Source organism: Cohnella panacarvi Gsoil 349, assembly GCF_000515335.1.
GTDB lineage: Bacteria > Bacillota > Bacilli > Paenibacillales > Paenibacillaceae > Cohnella > Cohnella panacarvi.
This window is the reverse complement of the sequence record NZ_KI911563.1, coordinates 1837605-1853894: the sequence shown is the minus strand read 5'-3', so window position 1 is coordinate 1853894 and position 16290 is coordinate 1837605. Positions and strand designations below refer to the sequence as shown.

Annotated in this window: 11 protein-coding genes and 1 tRNA gene; all 12 read left to right on the top strand. The window is 47.1% G+C overall.

Annotation, left to right across the window (positions count from 1 at the left end):
• Positions 1–19: 19 nt before the first annotated feature.
• Complete coding sequence (locus COHPA_RS0108930) at positions 20–949, top strand: carbohydrate ABC transporter permease (protein ID WP_027085833.1); 930 nt, start codon at positions 20–22, stop codon at positions 947–949.
• 103 nt (positions 950–1052) lie between these two features.
• On the top strand, positions 1053–2633 hold the full coding sequence (locus COHPA_RS0108925; RefSeq protein ID WP_035119406.1) for an ABC transporter substrate-binding protein: 1581 nt from the start codon (positions 1053–1055) through the stop codon (positions 2631–2633).
• Between the two features lie 177 nt (positions 2634–2810).
• Positions 2811–3587, top strand: a complete 777-nt coding sequence (locus COHPA_RS0108920; RefSeq protein ID WP_027085831.1) for a sirohydrochlorin chelatase — start codon at positions 2811–2813, stop codon at positions 3585–3587.
• 22 nt (positions 3588–3609) lie between these two features.
• Positions 3610–4560, top strand: a complete 951-nt coding sequence (locus tag COHPA_RS0108915; protein WP_027085830.1) for a diacylglycerol kinase — start codon at positions 3610–3612, stop codon at positions 4558–4560.
• Entirely contained in the window at positions 4557–6011 is a 1455-nt protein-coding gene (gene rlmD, locus COHPA_RS0108910; protein ID WP_027085829.1) for a 23S rRNA (uracil(1939)-C(5))-methyltransferase RlmD, read from the top strand. The genes COHPA_RS0108915 and rlmD overlap by 4 nt, the downstream gene beginning before the upstream one ends.
• Positions 6012–6060: 49 nt before the next feature.
• Positions 6061–6126: transfer RNA gene (locus COHPA_RS0108905), tRNA-OTHER, on the top strand.
• Positions 6127–6592: 466 nt separating this feature from the next.
• On the top strand, positions 6593–8065 hold the full coding sequence (locus tag COHPA_RS0108900) for an ATP-binding protein (protein WP_027085828.1): 1473 nt from the start codon (positions 6593–6595) through the stop codon (positions 8063–8065).
• Positions 8055–10829 (top strand): Z1 domain-containing protein, encoded by a 2775-nt coding sequence (locus COHPA_RS0108895; RefSeq protein WP_027085827.1) that lies wholly within the window; start codon positions 8055–8057, stop codon positions 10827–10829. Before COHPA_RS0108900 ends, COHPA_RS0108895 begins: the two co-directional genes overlap by 11 nt.
• A complete protein-coding gene (locus COHPA_RS0108890; protein WP_027085826.1) occupies positions 10826–11767 on the top strand; it encodes a PD-(D/E)XK motif protein in 942 nt (313 codons plus the stop codon). The genes COHPA_RS0108895 and COHPA_RS0108890 overlap by 4 nt, the downstream gene beginning before the upstream one ends.
• Positions 11768–11772: 5 nt before the next feature.
• Complete coding sequence (locus COHPA_RS0108885; protein WP_027085825.1) at positions 11773–13860, top strand: AIPR family protein; 2088 nt, start codon at positions 11773–11775, stop codon at positions 13858–13860.
• Positions 13857–15539, top strand: coding sequence for a DNA cytosine methyltransferase (locus COHPA_RS0108880; protein WP_027085824.1), 1683 nt, complete (start codon positions 13857–13859; stop codon positions 15537–15539). The genes COHPA_RS0108885 and COHPA_RS0108880 overlap by 4 nt, the downstream gene beginning before the upstream one ends.
• Before the next feature lie 378 nt (positions 15540–15917).
• Complete coding sequence (locus COHPA_RS26450) at positions 15918–16208, top strand: recombinase family protein (RefSeq protein ID WP_084760511.1); 291 nt, start codon at positions 15918–15920, stop codon at positions 16206–16208.
• Positions 16209–16290 lie beyond the last annotated feature (82 nt).

Genomic DNA, 16290 nt, shown 5'->3' with positions numbered 1-16290 from the left:
AAGAAGGAGGAACCCCCCTATGTCTGCAATCGCAACTAAGAAAAAAGAGAGAGACGTACTTGCGATATCCAATAAGTCGAATTTCATCATTAACACGTTCTTTTGGTTCTATACCGCGATGTGTATTATTCCGGTCCTATTGCTTATCTCCGTTTCGTTCTCGGATGAGCAGAATATTCGAGTCAATGGCTATAAGTTCTGGCCGGAGCAGTTCAGCCTTGAAGCTTATAAGTTTCTAGTCAAGGACTGGACGCCGATCGTTGAGTCTTACGGCATCTCCATATTCGTAACGGTCGTCGGAACGATTACCGCGCTTACCGTAATGGCGCTGTACGCTTATCCGATCTCGCGGCGGGACTTCAAGCATCGCAATATCTTCTCGTTCATTATGTTCTTTACCGTCTTGTTCGGAGGCGGATTGGTTCCCTTCTACTTGATGTACGCGCAAATTCTCGGCTGGAGAAACGAGATTTACGTCCTGATGGTGCCGATGTTCGTACAGGGATTTTTCGTACTGCTGATCCGAACGTTCTTCTCCAACTCCATCCCGACGGAATTGCTAGAGTCGGCTAAGATCGACGGAGCCGGAGAGATGAGAACCTTTTTCGGCATCGTCCTTCCGCTTTCGCTTCCCGTACTGGCTTCGGTCGGTTTGCTCTGTACGCTGAACTATTGGAACGATTGGTTCCTCAGCCTGCTGTTCATCACGCAAGACGGGCCAAGGACGATTACGTTCCGCATGCTCGAGGCGCTATTGAACATACAAGCGCTCACGGCCAACTCGAACGTCTACTCCGCGCTTATGGCAGCGAATCCGAAGTTCCAGATGCCAGGCGAAACCGCGCGTATGGCCATGGCGATCGTCGGCGTGGGTCCGATCATTTTCGCTTATCCGTTCTTCCAACGGTTCTTCATCACAGGCTTGACCGTAGGCGCCGTCAAAGGCTAATGTCTACTGGAAAGCTCTTGAAGCACCTCATCCGCAAGGCTTCTACCGGTTACCGGCCGGTTGAGCATATATATTTCACTTAAGAAAAGGGAGGCACTACCGAATGCTTAGAAAGAGTAATGTAATGCTGTTAGCAGTCATCTTGACGCTTGCAGTTGTTCTCGCGGCGTGCGGCAACAATAACAACAACAACGCGGCGAGCAGCGAAGCTCCGGCTTCGTCTAAACCGGCTGAGTCCCAAGCTGCAAGCTCGGACGCTCCATCTGCTCCGGCTGCTGCGGATTTGAAAGAAGTAACGCTGTCCCTGACGTTCCCTGGTACGTCTCCTAAGGACGAGAAGAAAGTCGAAGAAGCAATCAACGCTTACCTGAAAGACAAAATCAATGCCAAAATCGACCTCAACCTGATCGATTGGGGCCAATGGGACAACAAAATCAACCTTGCCATCGCTGGACGCGAGCCAATGGACATTCTGTTCACGGCAGCATGGAACGGACACGCTAACAACGTAGCTAAAGGCGCGTTCTTGGCAGTCAACGATCCGAACGGCAAATACGGCAACCTGCTTGAGAAATACGGCCAAGGCATCCTCGAAACTTTGCCGCCTGCATACCTCGAAGGCGCTAAAATCAGCGGCCTGAACTATGCAGTGCCTACAAGTAAAGAGCTTGCTGAACAAGGCGGAATCATCTATCGTTCCGACATTGCCGAAGAACTCGGCCTTACGGCGCAACTGGATGCCGCTAAGACGATCAAAGACCTTGAGCCAATCCTTGCAGTCGTGAAAGAAAAGAGACCTGACTTGACGGCGATCCACATGAGAGACGGCGAAAACTTCAACTCTCACTACTTCGCGAAATACGACCACTTGGGCGATGGCCAAATCGATGGCGTTATCATGAAGACCGGTACGGAAACGGCGGTAAAAGCTCGTTATGACTTCCCAGTCTACAAAGAAACGCTTGCAGTCACTCGCGATTTCTTCCAAAAAGGCTACATCAATGAAGATGCAGCGACATCGCAAGTTCAACCGCAAGACGCATTGAAAGCCGGCAACACGTTCATGGGCGTATTCTCCCTGAAACCGGGTAAAGACGCAGAAGTGGCGAACGCTACTGGTCTGCAAGGCAAGCTCAAACAAGTCTATATGACTGAGCGCACGGTATCCACTGGCGAAACGGCTGGTTCGATGCTCGGAATTACGACGACTTCCGCTAATCCGGAGCGCGCAATGATGTTCATCAACTTGCTGCACACGGACAAAGCGCTGAACAATTTGCTGAACTTCGGTATCGAAGGTGAGCACTATACGCTTAGCGGCGAAGTTATGTCCCCTACGGACAACACGCCTAACTACGCGATCGGTTCTTCCTGGATGTTCGGTAACCAATTCCTGAACTACGTATGGAATACGGAAGCACCGGACAAATGGGAACAATTCAAAGCCTTCAACGAAGGCGCGAAGAACTCCCCTGCACTGGGCTTCACGTTCAATGCAGAGTCGGTTTCGTCGCAAGCTTCCGTCCTGAACAACATCCGCAAAGAATACGATCCAGGTCTGGATACGGGCTCGATCGATCCTGCTAAAGCGGACGACTTCATCAAGAAAATGAACGACAACGGCCTGAAAGAAATCATCGCCGAGAAACAAAAACAACTTGATGAATTCCTTGCTTCGAAATAATCGATTCCGTCTATGAAGAAAACCGCCAAGCGATAGCGCTTGGCGGTTTTCTTACTTGTGAAAATATTGGAAACACTTAGTGATAAAGGCGTTAGCGGCGTTGACATCCCGTTAACGATTCGATAGCATAAATGAGAATGAAAGTACGGTTGGAGTAGACTGGAGGCGCGCGCGGACATGCAATCGGGTTTACTGATCGTTAGTCATGGATCGCGAGAAGCGGGCTGGGTGTCGCTCGTAGACGATACGGTCGCGGCGGTTCGATCCGCTGTCGGCGGCGATATGCTCGTCGAGGCGGCATTCCTCGAATTGGTGGAAGGACGTCTTATCCAAGACGGCGTGGATAGGCTAGAAGCTCAAGGCGTTGATCGAATTTTCTCTTTGCCGTTGTTCGTATCGTCCGGCAGCACGCATGTGGACGAGATCGGCTGGGCGCTTGGAGCCTATTCGGAGCCTAAGCTGGAGACGGATCTGCCGCGAGCGAACGTTCGGGTACCATTGGATTACGGAAAGCCGATGGACGACGATCCGGAAGTCGTCGACGTGCTGCTCGAGCGATTGCGGGAAATCTCGAAGGTTGCCGATCGCGAGAGCGTGTTGCTGATCGGCCATGGGAGCAAGGAGTCCGGTTTTAAGGAAGCTTGGCAGCAGGGGATGGCGTCGATCGGCGAGCGTCTAGTATCTAGAGGCGGGTACCGAGGCTACTCCGGCGCGTTGCTGCAGTTGGATGAGGTCGCGGATCGGTATGCCGAACTGCGCGAGCGGAACCCAGGGGGGGCGATCTTGGTTGCCCCATTGTTCCTGAGCGAAGGGTATTTTACCTCTCTTGTCATCCCGCGAGAGTTGGACGGACTCGAATGCCGCTACTCGGGTTATGCCTATATGCCGCATCCGCGGGTTGCGGATTGGATCGTTCGCAAGGCGAAGGAATGGCTGCTTAAGGTAAGCGAATGAAGGTAAGAAGAGGGGATCTGGATTGGCTAACGCAAGGGCACGATTAATTTATAATCCGACTTCCGGCAGGGAAGAGATCAGACGCAAGCTCCCGGCGATTCTGCAACGCTTGGAGAAGGGCGGCATCGAGACGTCTTGCCACGCGACGGAATGCAAAGGCGACGCGACGAACGCGGCCGCCGAAGCGGCGGAACGGGGCTTCGATATCGTGATCTCTGCCGGTGGGGACGGGACTCTGAACGAGGTCGTGCACGGGCTCTCGGGTCAAGAATACAGACCCGCGCTCGGCTTGCTGCCGCTCGGGACGACGAACGATTTCGCGAGAGCGCACGGAATTCCGCGGCATTGGGAAGGCGCCGTCGACTTGATCACGCAGCAATATTCGTCCCCGGTGGACGTCGGGCGAGCGAACGGCAGATATTTCATTAATATCGCCGGCGGAGGATCGCTGACGGAATTGACTTACGAAGTGCCAAGCAAGCTGAAGACGATGGTTGGCCAGTTGGCTTATTATATGAAGGGAATCGAGAAGGTCGCCCGGCTTCATCCGACGCCTCTCAAGATTTCCGCCGACGGCGTCGGGGAATTCGAGGAGGAGTTCATGCTGTTCCTGATCGCGAACAGCAATTCGGTCGCGGGCTTCGATCGGCTGCTGCCGGACGCGAGCACGAGCGACGGCTTGTTCGATTTCATCGCGCTGCGCAAATGCAGTTTAACCGAATTTTTCCGCTTGGCGACGTTGGTCATGCGCGGCGAGCCCGTGCTCGAAGAGTCTGGCTTCGTGCACTTCCGGAGCAACCGGATTCAAGTCGAATCGGATTCGCGCGTGCAGTTGAACTTGGACGGCGAGTTCGGGGGAACGCTTCCTTGCGTTTTCGATCTGTTGCCAGGGCATATCCGCGTCATCGTCGATGAGAAGGGCGAATCGTCCTATCGCAAGAACGGCGGCCCGAACCGGGCGCTAATGCTATGAGCGGACGGAAAGGATTGTCTAAGGGGCGCGGGAGACCGTCGCCGGGTGCTGCGGCTGCGCTTGCGGGAGTACCGGTTACGGTCGGCCAGCAGGTGCAGTGCGATATCATCGGATTAACGCATGACGGAGAAGGGGTAGGCCGCTACGAGGGCTATACCCTTTTTGTTCGTGGCGCGCTTCCCGAGGAGCGGGTGCTGGCGGAAGTGGTTAACGTGGGGAAATCGTTCGGGCGAGCCCGATTGGCGAGGCTGGAGAAGGCGAGCAAGGATCGGACTCAGCCGCCATGCGCCATCTATGATGCGTGCGGCGGCTGCCAGCTACAGCATCTCGATTATGCGGCGCAGCTTCGCTGGAAGCGGCAGCACGTGGTCAGCAGCTTGGAGCGGATCGGGAAGCTGAAGGTGGCCGAAGCCGGCGGCGAGGGCGTGCTCGTGCATCCGGTCATCGGTATGGACGAGCCTTGGCGTTATCGCAACAAGGCGCAGGTTCCGATCGGCTACGGCGAAGCGGGCCTGATCGGCGGCTTCTATGAGCAAGGCAGCAATGCCGTCGTGGATATGGATGCCTGTCTGATTACGCAAGAAGAGAACGAGTCTCTCGTACGCGCGGTGAAGGCGACCGCTCGAGAGCTGGGGATATCCGCGTACAATCGTGCGACTGGCCGCGGCCTGCTCCGTCATGTAGTCGTACGCCATGCACGGGCAACGGGCCAACGCATGGTCGTCCTCGTCACGAACGGCCTAGACATCCCGCACGTCGACGTGTGGATCGGTCTGATCCGCGAGCAAGTGCCGGGTTTAGTCAGCGTCTGCCAGAACGTCAACACCGCCTCCACGCCTGTCGTCATGGGCGACGTGACCCGTACGCTGTGGGGCGAGGACGTTATCTACGACGAGATCGGCGGCATTCGTTTCGCGATCTCACCGCGCTCGTTCTTCCAAGTGAACCCGGAGCAGACGGAGAAGCTGTATCGAGCCGCTGTCGGCTATGCGGCGCTTAGCGGCGATGAGACGGTGGTCGACGCGTACTGCGGCATCGGCACGATTACGTTGTTCTTGGCGCGGTATGCGCGCCGCGTGTACGGCGTCGAGATCGTCCCCGAAGCGATCGAGGACGCGCGCCGCAACGCGCTGCTCAACGATATCCGCAACGCCGAATTCGAAGTCGGCGCCGCCGAAGTCGTGATGCCGAAGTGGCAATCGGCCGGCGTGTCGCCAGACGTCATCGTCGTCGATCCGCCTCGCAAAGGCTGCGATCCGGCGCTGATTCGAACGATGCTGGAGCTCCGGCCGGAGCGGATCGTATACGTGTCTTGCGATCCGTCCACGCTGGCGCGGGATCTACGGTTGCTCGAGGATGGCGGGTATCGGACGGTGGAAGTTCAGCCGGTGGATATGTTCCCGCATACGGGGCATGTGGAGTGCGTAATATTGATGGTTCGTAATGGCTGAGATGTGGCAGTATCGCTTAAATGGAGTTGTTGATAAAGTTTTTAGTTACTTAGCTTAGTTGGGAGAGCGCATCATTTCAGCGATGAGGTCAGGGGTTCGATCCCCCTATTCTCCATAGAAAATTATCGAGAAAACGGCAGAGATGCCGTTTTTTTATTTGTATTTATAACTTTCTATTCAGTCCACTCATGATGGCGGGGAATGGCAAAGTCATAGATGCTTCCTCAAGTCGGGGGCAGATGGTGTATCGGGATCTGTTTGATTCGTGATAAGCAAGGACTAGTTGGTAGACTTTTGAATTAATTAAAGCATGTAATCAGATCAATGAGTATTCTCGGGATGCTCGTAAGTCAATTATGCAGGACTTGCGAGTTCTCCCCTTCTAAAATGCTATCTAATATCGTTTCGTTCGAGCACAAGCGTCAACAAATACTATGCTGGAATCAGAGAATGTCGTCGAAATAAAGGACTTCCCGATCAGCGTATAGAAGTATATTCCAATAAATGATTCTTTGAAATGCAAAAAACTCATAATCGCATCGACTGATTATTCTTTGAAATACAAAAAATGGAGTCAATATATGAAAACAGTCTCGTTGCCACCGCACGCACCGACGCTTATAGAATCGACCCGTGCCATCGGGTATACATTAGAAGCAGCAGTCGCCGATATCATCGACAATAGTATAACGGCATTGGCATCATGTGTTGATATCTTTTTCTTTCCTATATATGACTCTTACATAGCAATATTAGACAACGGAAATGGCATGAACTCGACACAGCTTGAGACCGCGATGAGGTATGGGAGCCAAAACCCTAATGATAACCGCGATGCAAATGACTTGGGACGGTTTGGACTGGGTTTAAAAACAGCATCTCTTTCGCAATGTCGTACTTTAACTGTGGTTAGCAAACAGGACAACCGAGTTGAGGCATGCCGTTGGGATATCGACTATGTTACAGAAACAGAAGAATGGTCTTTATTGGTGCTTGAAACAGAAGAAGAAATGTCCAATGTTCCGCGCATTGAGGAATTAAATAAACTTCAGTCTGGCACACTCGTTGTTTGGCAAAATCTTGATAGGTTAAAAGTAGGCGAAGTCAACTTTGATCGCTCAATGAGCAAAAAGATGTCTGATGTACGAGATCATCTATCATTGGTTTTTCACCGTTACATAAGCGGTGAAGCGGGGCTAAAGAAATTACGCATAAATATGAATGCTCTTCTTGTCGAACCGGCTGATCCTTTTCTTACGAAGCGAAATTCGCAAGTTATGGCAGATGAAGTGTTATATATTGAGGACGCAAAGGTTGTTGTTCGCCCTTTCATACTTCCGCATGTATCAGCTCTATCCTCTGATGAAATAAATGCTCTCGGCGGAAAAGAGGGGCTACGTAAAAGTCAAGGTTTCTATATATATCGTAATAAGCGGCTGCTTTTAGGGGGCACTTGGTTTCGCATGATGCGCCAAGGGGAACTTTCAAAGCTGGCTCGCATTCAAGTGGATATTCCTAATGAACTTGATGGTCTTTGGACGTTAGATATTAAGAAATCCACGGCCGTTCCACCAGAAGTTGTGCGTATTAACTTGGAATCGATTGTCGAGCGTTTAGCTGAGCGAAGCAAACAAACTTGGACTTTCCGTGGTAAAAAAGAAACAAACGATTCTGTCGTTCATGTCTGGCAAAGATTTAAAGGTAAACAAGGCGGTTTTTATTATAACATCAATCGAGACCATCCAATGGTTGAAATGTTCTTAGACGCACCACCACAGGTTCGTCGAAACCTTGAAACATTGTTAAAGGCGATTGAATCGCAACTCCCTTTAAATCAGCTATATATAGATTTGAACTCGGATAAGCCAATCGAAAATGACACAGAAACTACTACACATGATGTTGAAGCAACTCTAAAGTTACTGCTAGATCAAATGCCAACCGCCGTAATGCGAATGGAATTACTGGAGCGGCTTTCGGTATCCGATCCATTTATCGATTACCCAAAAATTATTGAACGATACAAAACAGGAGGTGTCTCACATGGCAACTAATGTAGAGCAATTAGAAGGCATGATATCTTCAATGATGAACACAGAATTTTCAGAGGTACGCCCTACTGATGAGGAGTTTGAAAGAAAGGCGACTGAAATAAGAAATTTGCTCCAGCCGATGTTTCCTGTCACGGATGAAGATTTTTCAAACATTAAGCGTAAACTCAGAGCAAACATTGTTGTTAAAATGGAAATAGGAATTGTAATTAAGGACAAGCAACCACATCAATCGTGGCTACCTGCTCGACGTGCCAAGAAGGATTTCTTTTTTTGGAAAAGATACAAGAAGTATCTTGAGGAGATAAAACATTGGAATCCTCGTGTTACTGGTAACCTAGATCGTGTTTCGGATGAAATTGTTGATTTGCTTGGCGATCCAGAAAGTAGTGTTGCTTTTCAGAGACGTGGTCTAGTTTTAGGCGATGTGCAATCTGGAAAAACAGCCAACTACACTGCCATTTGTAACAAGGCTGCTGACACAGGTTATCGAGTAATTATTGTCCTTGCTGGTATGCAGGAAAATCTGCGTCAGCAAACTCAAGGAAGGCTTGATGCGGAATTTTCTGGTAGAAAGAGTGAGTATCTTCTCGATCCGAAACGTGTAATCGAGAATGTACCTGTTGGTGTTGGTAAATATGGTCAGGATAACCGTATCGAGTCATTTACTTCCGTAATAAAGGATTTTGATAAAAATATTCTGAAAGCCTTGAATTTATCGCTTCACAGCGTGAATACAACAGTTGTATTTGTTATAAAGAAAAACAAGAGCATCCTAAACAATCTTATCAGCTGGTTGAAAACAAATAATGTAGATGAAAATGGTGTTATAAATTTGCCTATGTTAGTGATTGATGATGAGGCTGATAATGCTTCGGTTAACACTAATGATGAGGAGAAAGATCCAACTGCAATCAATGATGCTGTACGTCGTTTGCTGAAACTTTTTCATCAAGCATCCTATCTTGGAATTACGGCTACACCATATGCAAACATCTTTATTAACCCAGATACAGAAACAGACATGCAAGGCCAAGATCTCTTTCCAAGAGATTTTATTTACTTACTCTCTCCGCCGACCAACTACATTGGAGCAGAAAATATTTTTGGCGACGATGAAGAGAAAACCAAAAAATATTCAAATGTCCTTGAACCACTCTATCAGGATGAGATGGATGCGTTTTTTTCGTTCGACCATAACAAATATTTGGCCGTCACTGAATTGCCGCCAAGCATGAAAGAGGCGATGGCGTATTTTTTGCTTGTTAACGGAATCCGTGATGTTCGTGGACATCATAAAGAACACCGTTCTATGATGATTCATGTAAGCCGTTTCACGGATGTGCAAAATCAAATCCGCGACCTAGCAAACGAATGGGTTATCCAAATGCGTTCTGACCTACAATGCTATGCAACGCTTTCCGAGTCCGAAAGTAGCCAAATCCCCGGCATCGCTTATCTTAAGGCTGTGTGGGAGAGACATTCTCTTAGCGAAAAAACGGGAGAACCCGCTAATCCGATGACATGGCATCAATTCCTTACAAAATATCTTTTTAAAGCTGTGGCTCCTATAGATGTCCGTGCCGTTAACCAAAAAAGTGGAGCCACCAGTCTGGATTATTTTAACCACAAAGATGATGGTCTACGAGTGATTGCAGTCGGCGGTAACAGCCTCTCTAGGGGGCTGACTCTCGAGGGTTTGTGTGTCAGCTATTTTTACCGCAAATCTTTGATGTATGATACGCTTTTGCAAATGGGACGATGGTTTGGTTACCGTCCCGATTATGGAGACTTGTTCAAAATTTGGATTAGCGTTGAAGCAATAGATTGGTACGGATATATTACGGCAGCTGCCGAGGAACTAAAACTCGAAATTGCTCGAATGAAGCATGACAATTTAACACCAATGGACTTTGGTCTTAAAGTCCGGCAAGATCCCGCATCTTTGATTGTAACGGCAAGAAACAAGATGCGGTTGGCAACCCACGTGAGTCGTCCAATTACCGTTTCAGGGCGTCTGCTTGAAACGCCTCGGTTAAGAACTGATGCTAGTATTTTGAAATCTAACGAAGAGACCTTCAAAGAGTTTGTAAACAAATTGCCTACGATTGGGCAACGTGTATTTAGAGGTGATTCGCGTTATTTTTGGTCGGGTATCACTAAGAATGAGATTGAGCAGCTTCTCCGTGATTTTAGGACACATCTTTGGCATTTGGATTTTCAAGGCGCGGCACTAGCTGACTTCATCAGGGACAATGAGAATATGGGCTTTTGGGATGTTTTCATAGCAGAAGGCGAAGGGGATATATTCGATGGATTGATTTGCGGCGATGAAGTGCTGCAAATCAATACAGAAAAACGTGCTGTCAAAGCCACGAGTGGACAAATAAGCATAAGCGGCACAAAAGTCCGTGTCGGTGCTGGAGGAGCTGCTAAAATAGGACTATCCGAAGAGCAACGTAGGGCGGCGCACGCTAAATTTGTTGCCAAGAATTCAAGTGGTGCTAAGCATATTCCCGATAAGGCATACCTTGAGATAGATCGCCCGCCGATTTTAGTGTTACATATTGTTGCTGTCGACAAAGTTGGGACAGATGACAAAGGCAATCTTCGTAGCCAGATTGATGCAGGGGTGAATGTGCCAGACTACCTCTTTGCCTTGGGCATCGGGATTCCAGATAATGGCGAAGAAAAAATAGTATACTATATGGTGAATCTGGTTGAACTCCGTAGTTACTATAACACAGAGGAGGAGAATGACGAATGACAATAACACCAGAATCCCTCCAAAGGCAATGGGATAGTATTAAATATCGCGATGGTGGCTTTTTACAGGTGGATATAAAACATCCATTGGAATGGCACATTGGGTTTCAGTCAATAAGTCAGAAAACCTTACTCTTAGTCAGCGACATTGAAATCGGAGATGTTATATCTTCAAAGTCCATGGCGGTTAGTCGCCGCCGCAGAGAATCAGATAATTGGTGGACACTTTCCTTCGAATTGCTTCGTGATGAGCAAGAAAGTGTGTTCGCAATCCTATGTAGTGATATTGTTGCTCATTCGCAATCGGCTTCCAATAAGAAAGAAGCTCTGACACTTGTGATAAGTCGCTATAAGCAATGGAGTCGGCTGCTTGAATCCCAGAAAAGCGGTCTAATGGATGAGCATAGCCGAAAGGGATTGATCGGCGAATTAATATTTTTATCCGACAGACTTGATGCTTCGGACTCAGCACTTACTACTGTGCAAGGGTGGATAGGAGCGGATGGTGCAGACCAAGATTTCGCATATGCCGATAGCTGGTTTGAAGTAAAAAGTGTTGGTGCCTCTGCAACAAGCGTTACCATTTCATCACTTGAACAGCTGGATTGTAACGATTATGGCGAACTTGTGATTATGCGTATTGACAAAACTGCTCCCGAAAAAAATGGCGCATTTTCGTTGAATGATATTGTTAAACAAATCTGCGATCAGCTCTCTGGTAACTCTGATGTTTTAGATATATTTCGCTCAAAACTTGCTGCGTATGGCTACATTGACCTCCAAGCCTATTCTGAACAGAAATATTACTACTCTGGTACGCAATGTTACTCAGTTAATGTAACATTTCCTCGAATTACGAAAAAAACTGTCCCTGCCCAGATAGTTTCTTTGCATTACGAGTTAAACCTCCCATCATTACAGGAATGGCAGAAAGGATGACATGGATGGATGCACAAGAATTCAGAAAAGATTTTATGGAAAACGTCAGAGCCGAAGCCGCGGCTACTGGCGAGGGTTCTTGTGCCTCTTTTGTCAGTAGTTTCTCAGAATATTTACAAGGCGCAGAAGTCTTACTAGATTTCACTGCTTCATATTTTGAAGGAACAGGTAAACGTAATCGGAAACTCCGTGTTGATGGATATGCATTTGATGAATTTGATAAGACAATGACACTAGTGATAGCTGACTTCGATTCTTCAGATAGCGAAAATGTTATCACACGTACACAAGCAACACAGTTACAAGAGCGTCTCGTATATTTTGTTGATCAATCATTAAACAGCTCACTCCACAGAGAAATTGAAATGAGCAGAGCCTGCTCAGACTTGGTGGACTTGTTGCGCGAAAAAAGAACAATTACAAGAAAATATCAGCTTCTAATATTCACAACTTCAAGCATGAGTTCTGTAATTAAAACGCTGGATATAACAGAGATCGACGGAGTACCTGCTGAGTGTCAAATATGGGATATAGAGCGGCTTTTCAAGGTCTGTGGTTCGGATGTTGGGCGTTCAATTATAGAAATTGACTTCGAGGAGTATACTGCAAAAGGTATCCCTTGCATCGAAGCCAGTGACACCACGACAGATGACTTCAAAAGTTATCTGTGCATTATTCCAGGCGTTCTTCTCGCTAATATCTATGATCGCTATGGCAGTTCACTGCTTGAAGGGAATGTCCGTTCGTTTTTATCTACGAAAGTTGCTGTGAATAAGAAAATAAGAACGACTATTCTGCAATGCCCAGAGCGTTTCTTTGCTTATAATAATGGAATAGCTGCAACGGCAATGAGTATAAAAACTGAAGTCACTTCACATGGTATCTTCCTCGTAGGTGCAACTGATTTTCAGATTATTAACGGCGGTCAAACAACAGCTTCGCTTTCTAGTGCTCGCCATAAAGACAAAGCAGACCTCAGTTCTATTTTTGTCCAAATGAAACTTACAGTTATTGAACGTTCTCTTGCCGACGAAGCAACAGAATTAATGCAGAATATTTCGCGTTCTTCTAATAGTCAGAACAAAGTAAGTGATGCCGACTTCTTCTCCACGCACCCATTCCATGTTCGTATGGAGCAATTCTCGCAAAGACTCTATGCACGTGCAACAAGCGGCTCACAGTTTGATACAAAGTGGTTCTATGAAAGAGCGCGTGGACAGTATTTGCAAAAGCAAATGCGCTTGACCCCGAGTGAAAAGAAAAAATTCTTATTACAAAATCCCAAAAGTCAACTTATCACAAAAACTGACCTTGCGAAAGTCCGAAATTCTTGGAAATGCTTGCCTCATATCGTGAGTCGAGGGGCTCAAACGAACTTTGCTGCTTTCGCTGAAGCTACTGATAAAGAATGGGCCGAGACGGATAATGGACTGGTTTTCAATGAGAGATACTGGCAAGAGAGCGTTGCTCTAATGCTCTTATTTAGGTATACTGAAAAGATGGTATCACTTCAACCGTGGTACACCCAAAGTTATCGTGCTAACATTGTAACTTATACTATCGCTCTAATACATAAACTAATAGCGGCACAATATATCGGTATGGACTTAGACTTGGCAAGCATGTGGGTACGGCAATCTGTTCCACCTCCAGTTGCTTTGGCGCTAACATCCCTCTCTGAATTAGTTTATAACAAATTAACCGACCAGAGTCGCAAAGTGGAAAACGTAACTCAGTGGTGCAAACGTGAAGAATGTTGGAGAAGCGTGAGTACCATTTATTTCGATCTGCCCTCCGAGATCAATATCTGCCTCATCGACAAAAAGGAAAAGAAAACAGCTGAACGCGAGGCAAAATCCGATCAGCGAATGATGTCAGGAGTCGAAATGCAGACAAAAGTCTGCACAGAGATAACTCCGGATCAATGGAATGTGGTCATGAAGTTTGCGATGAGTAGGCGCATGATTACACCCGATGAAAGTACCGCACTAAGAATTGCTTGCCAGATACCACTAAAAATACCTACTCCAGCACAAAGTAAGAAGCTTCTTGAAGTGTTGGAACGAGTTCAAGAGGAGGGATTCAAGCTATGAGCGAGCAGACAAATATCAAGTATAGTATCGTTGACTTGTTTGCTGGCGCAGGTGGGCTTAGTTTTGGATTCCTTCAAACCGGACGGTTCATGGTGAAAGCTGCTTTTGAAATGAATCAATTTGCTCAGCAGACATATCTTCGCAACCATGGAATTGAAAAAAGCTGTATGTACAGTGACGTCGAGGATGCGTTATCAGAAGAAGCAAAGAAAAAGTTGGGACAGGTGGATATTGTCATCGGCGGCCCTCCGTGCCAAGGTTTTTCCAATGCCAACCGCCAGAAAAACCACGCAATAAGCCTTAACAACTCTCTTGTAAAGAAGTTTGTGAAGGCTGTTCTTCATTTAAATCCTAAGGCGTTTTTAATGGAAAACGTCAGTATGCTTCAATCAGAAGTTCATCGGTTTTTCGTTTCTGATGAGGATATGAGTGACATTGACCAATATGGAATTCCTACGACAGATTCACAAATTCATCTTCTTGAAGTGGAATTTGTATTCAATGGTGTAACAGAGATTATTTCGGATGCAAATGTGATTTCCCGTTATTTATGGGAAGACGAAAGTTATCTTGTTCTGAATGTAGTTTTCAAGAATCGTGGGAACATGGAAAAACTCAGGGCTGCGTTAAATAAACATCGGCGTAAACTAACGGCACTTGCTAAAGAACTGCTCGATCTTGAAGGCGAAAACTATATAATACAACAAGGACGGCAAGCCGGTGATGCCTTAGAACGTTTTTTTAATTATGATGAAATCAATGGGCTTTGTGAAGCAATTAGACCATCAATTCTTCTACAACGTATGCTTTCTAAAGCACTGGAAATCAAAAATAATAGAATTGTTGTTGAACGGTTTTCTGGTGAAGGTGATTTGGTTGCCCATGTAAAATCTATGTCCGTCTTGGACTACATTACGTCAATATTGGAAGCGGATTGTAACGGATATACGATCAGCAAAGGTGTTTTGTCGGCAGCAACCTTTGGTGCACCTCAAAAACGAATGCGATATGTTGTTATGGGCATTAAAAAGCACATTGCAGATCGCATCGATTTGCCTGTGGGAACTATAAAAGAGGAAAACTTTAAAACTGTTCATGATGCTATTGGGGATTTGGAAGCAGTTGAACCAACGACAAGAATAGAGGAAGGTAACATTGGGGTTCCAATTAAAACTGCCCCGGATGGGATTTCTGAGTTGGGGTTGTCGTTGCATGATTCAACTACATTATATAATCATGTATCTACTGCAACAACCGAACGTGCGCTTGAGCGATTTAAGGCAATCAAACAGGGGCAGAACTTCCACAGTCTAAAGCCAGAGCTTAAAACGACCTACTCGGATTCCGAAAGAACACAGAATACAATTTATTTGCGCTTGAACTATGATGAGCCTTCGGGAACAGTAGTAAATGTTAGAAAATCAATGTGGATTCACCCGATTCATGACCGTGCGCTTAGCATTCGCGAGGCTGCGCGTTTGCAGACTTTTCCTGATAGTTTTGTTTTCTGCGGAACTAAAGATGCTCAGTACCAACAAGTGGGTAATGCGGTGCCGCCAATCCTTGCCAAGTCGATTGCAACACATTTCCTTAAATATTTAGATGGGCGGCCACAACACGTTCATAGTGTTCATGGATTTATTGATGACAACCAAAGCAATTCATTGTTATTTGTCTGAGGCATTAAGTCCGAAAGCTGACGTGAGTTTAAAATTGATGCGGGAAGACTTAATCGCACAATGGCGAAAAGATGCAAAAATCTAATATTGGATGGCAAGCTTGAGCCGTCGGATGGCTTAAGCTTTTTTTGTTGTTCCGGATTTCTCTGACTCTTTGCGGTTGCGATGCCGTGAGTAGGATTTATGTTCAATTGCAGGTCAGCAGAGGTTCGTACCGGCAACACTACTCATGGAAGGTGATGTTCGCATGATCATGAAACTCCCGGCATCGTATAGGGTGGCGCTGTATGTGCAAGAAGACAGGCATGGTGAAGAGCAAGCTGATTCGTTTCTGGCGCAGCTTCAGGCGTTGCGGGCGGAGTAAAGTGCTGGGGTACCATTGCTGATGTATATGTCGACACCTGTCCAGCTACAGCACCATACCGTGTTCGTCCGGGCCTAAGTAAGCTCATAGCAGATATCCGGCGGGAGAAATTCGACGCCATACTTGTCACCGATTTTTGGCGGCTCTTTGGCAACGTCGAGGTCGGGTATGAACTTGGAGAGGTGATCTCATCGGCAGGGCGATTCCTGATATCGTTGGACGGAATGATCGATACAAGCAACGGTAACTCGACTCTGCATTATAAATGGGTTCACTTCCAGCGGCTTATGACCAAGTATCAATAATTGCCGGAATCGGGCAGCAAACTGAATGTGTGCGGATGTGGATTCGCTCCTTTCGGCTTGTCTGCTCTTTTTTCTGTCCAAA

What these genes read in the sequence shown, in the direction of transcription:
- COHPA_RS0108920 (WP_027085831.1), top strand. Translation starts at nt 2,811, where the DNA reads ATGCAATCGGGTTTACTGATCGTTAGTCATGGATCGCGAGAAGCGGGC.
- COHPA_RS0108885 (WP_027085825.1), top strand. Translation starts at nt 11,773, where the DNA reads ATGGATGCACAAGAATTCAGAAAAGATTTTATGGAAAACGTCAGAGCC.
- COHPA_RS0108925 (WP_035119406.1), top strand. Translation starts at nt 1,053, where the DNA reads ATGCTTAGAAAGAGTAATGTAATGCTGTTAGCAGTCATCTTGACGCTT.
- COHPA_RS0108900 (WP_027085828.1), top strand. Translation starts at nt 6,593, where the DNA reads ATGAAAACAGTCTCGTTGCCACCGCACGCACCGACGCTTATAGAATCG.
- rlmD (WP_027085829.1), top strand. Translation starts at nt 4,557, where the DNA reads ATGAGCGGACGGAAAGGATTGTCTAAGGGGCGCGGGAGACCGTCGCCG.
- COHPA_RS0108880 (WP_027085824.1), top strand. Translation starts at nt 13,857, where the DNA reads ATGAGCGAGCAGACAAATATCAAGTATAGTATCGTTGACTTGTTTGCT.
- COHPA_RS0108890 (WP_027085826.1), top strand. Translation starts at nt 10,826, where the DNA reads ATGACAATAACACCAGAATCCCTCCAAAGGCAATGGGATAGTATTAAA.
- COHPA_RS0108895 (WP_027085827.1), top strand. Translation starts at nt 8,055, where the DNA reads ATGGCAACTAATGTAGAGCAATTAGAAGGCATGATATCTTCAATGATG.
- COHPA_RS0108930 (WP_027085833.1), top strand. Translation starts at nt 20, where the DNA reads ATGTCTGCAATCGCAACTAAGAAAAAAGAGAGAGACGTACTTGCGATA.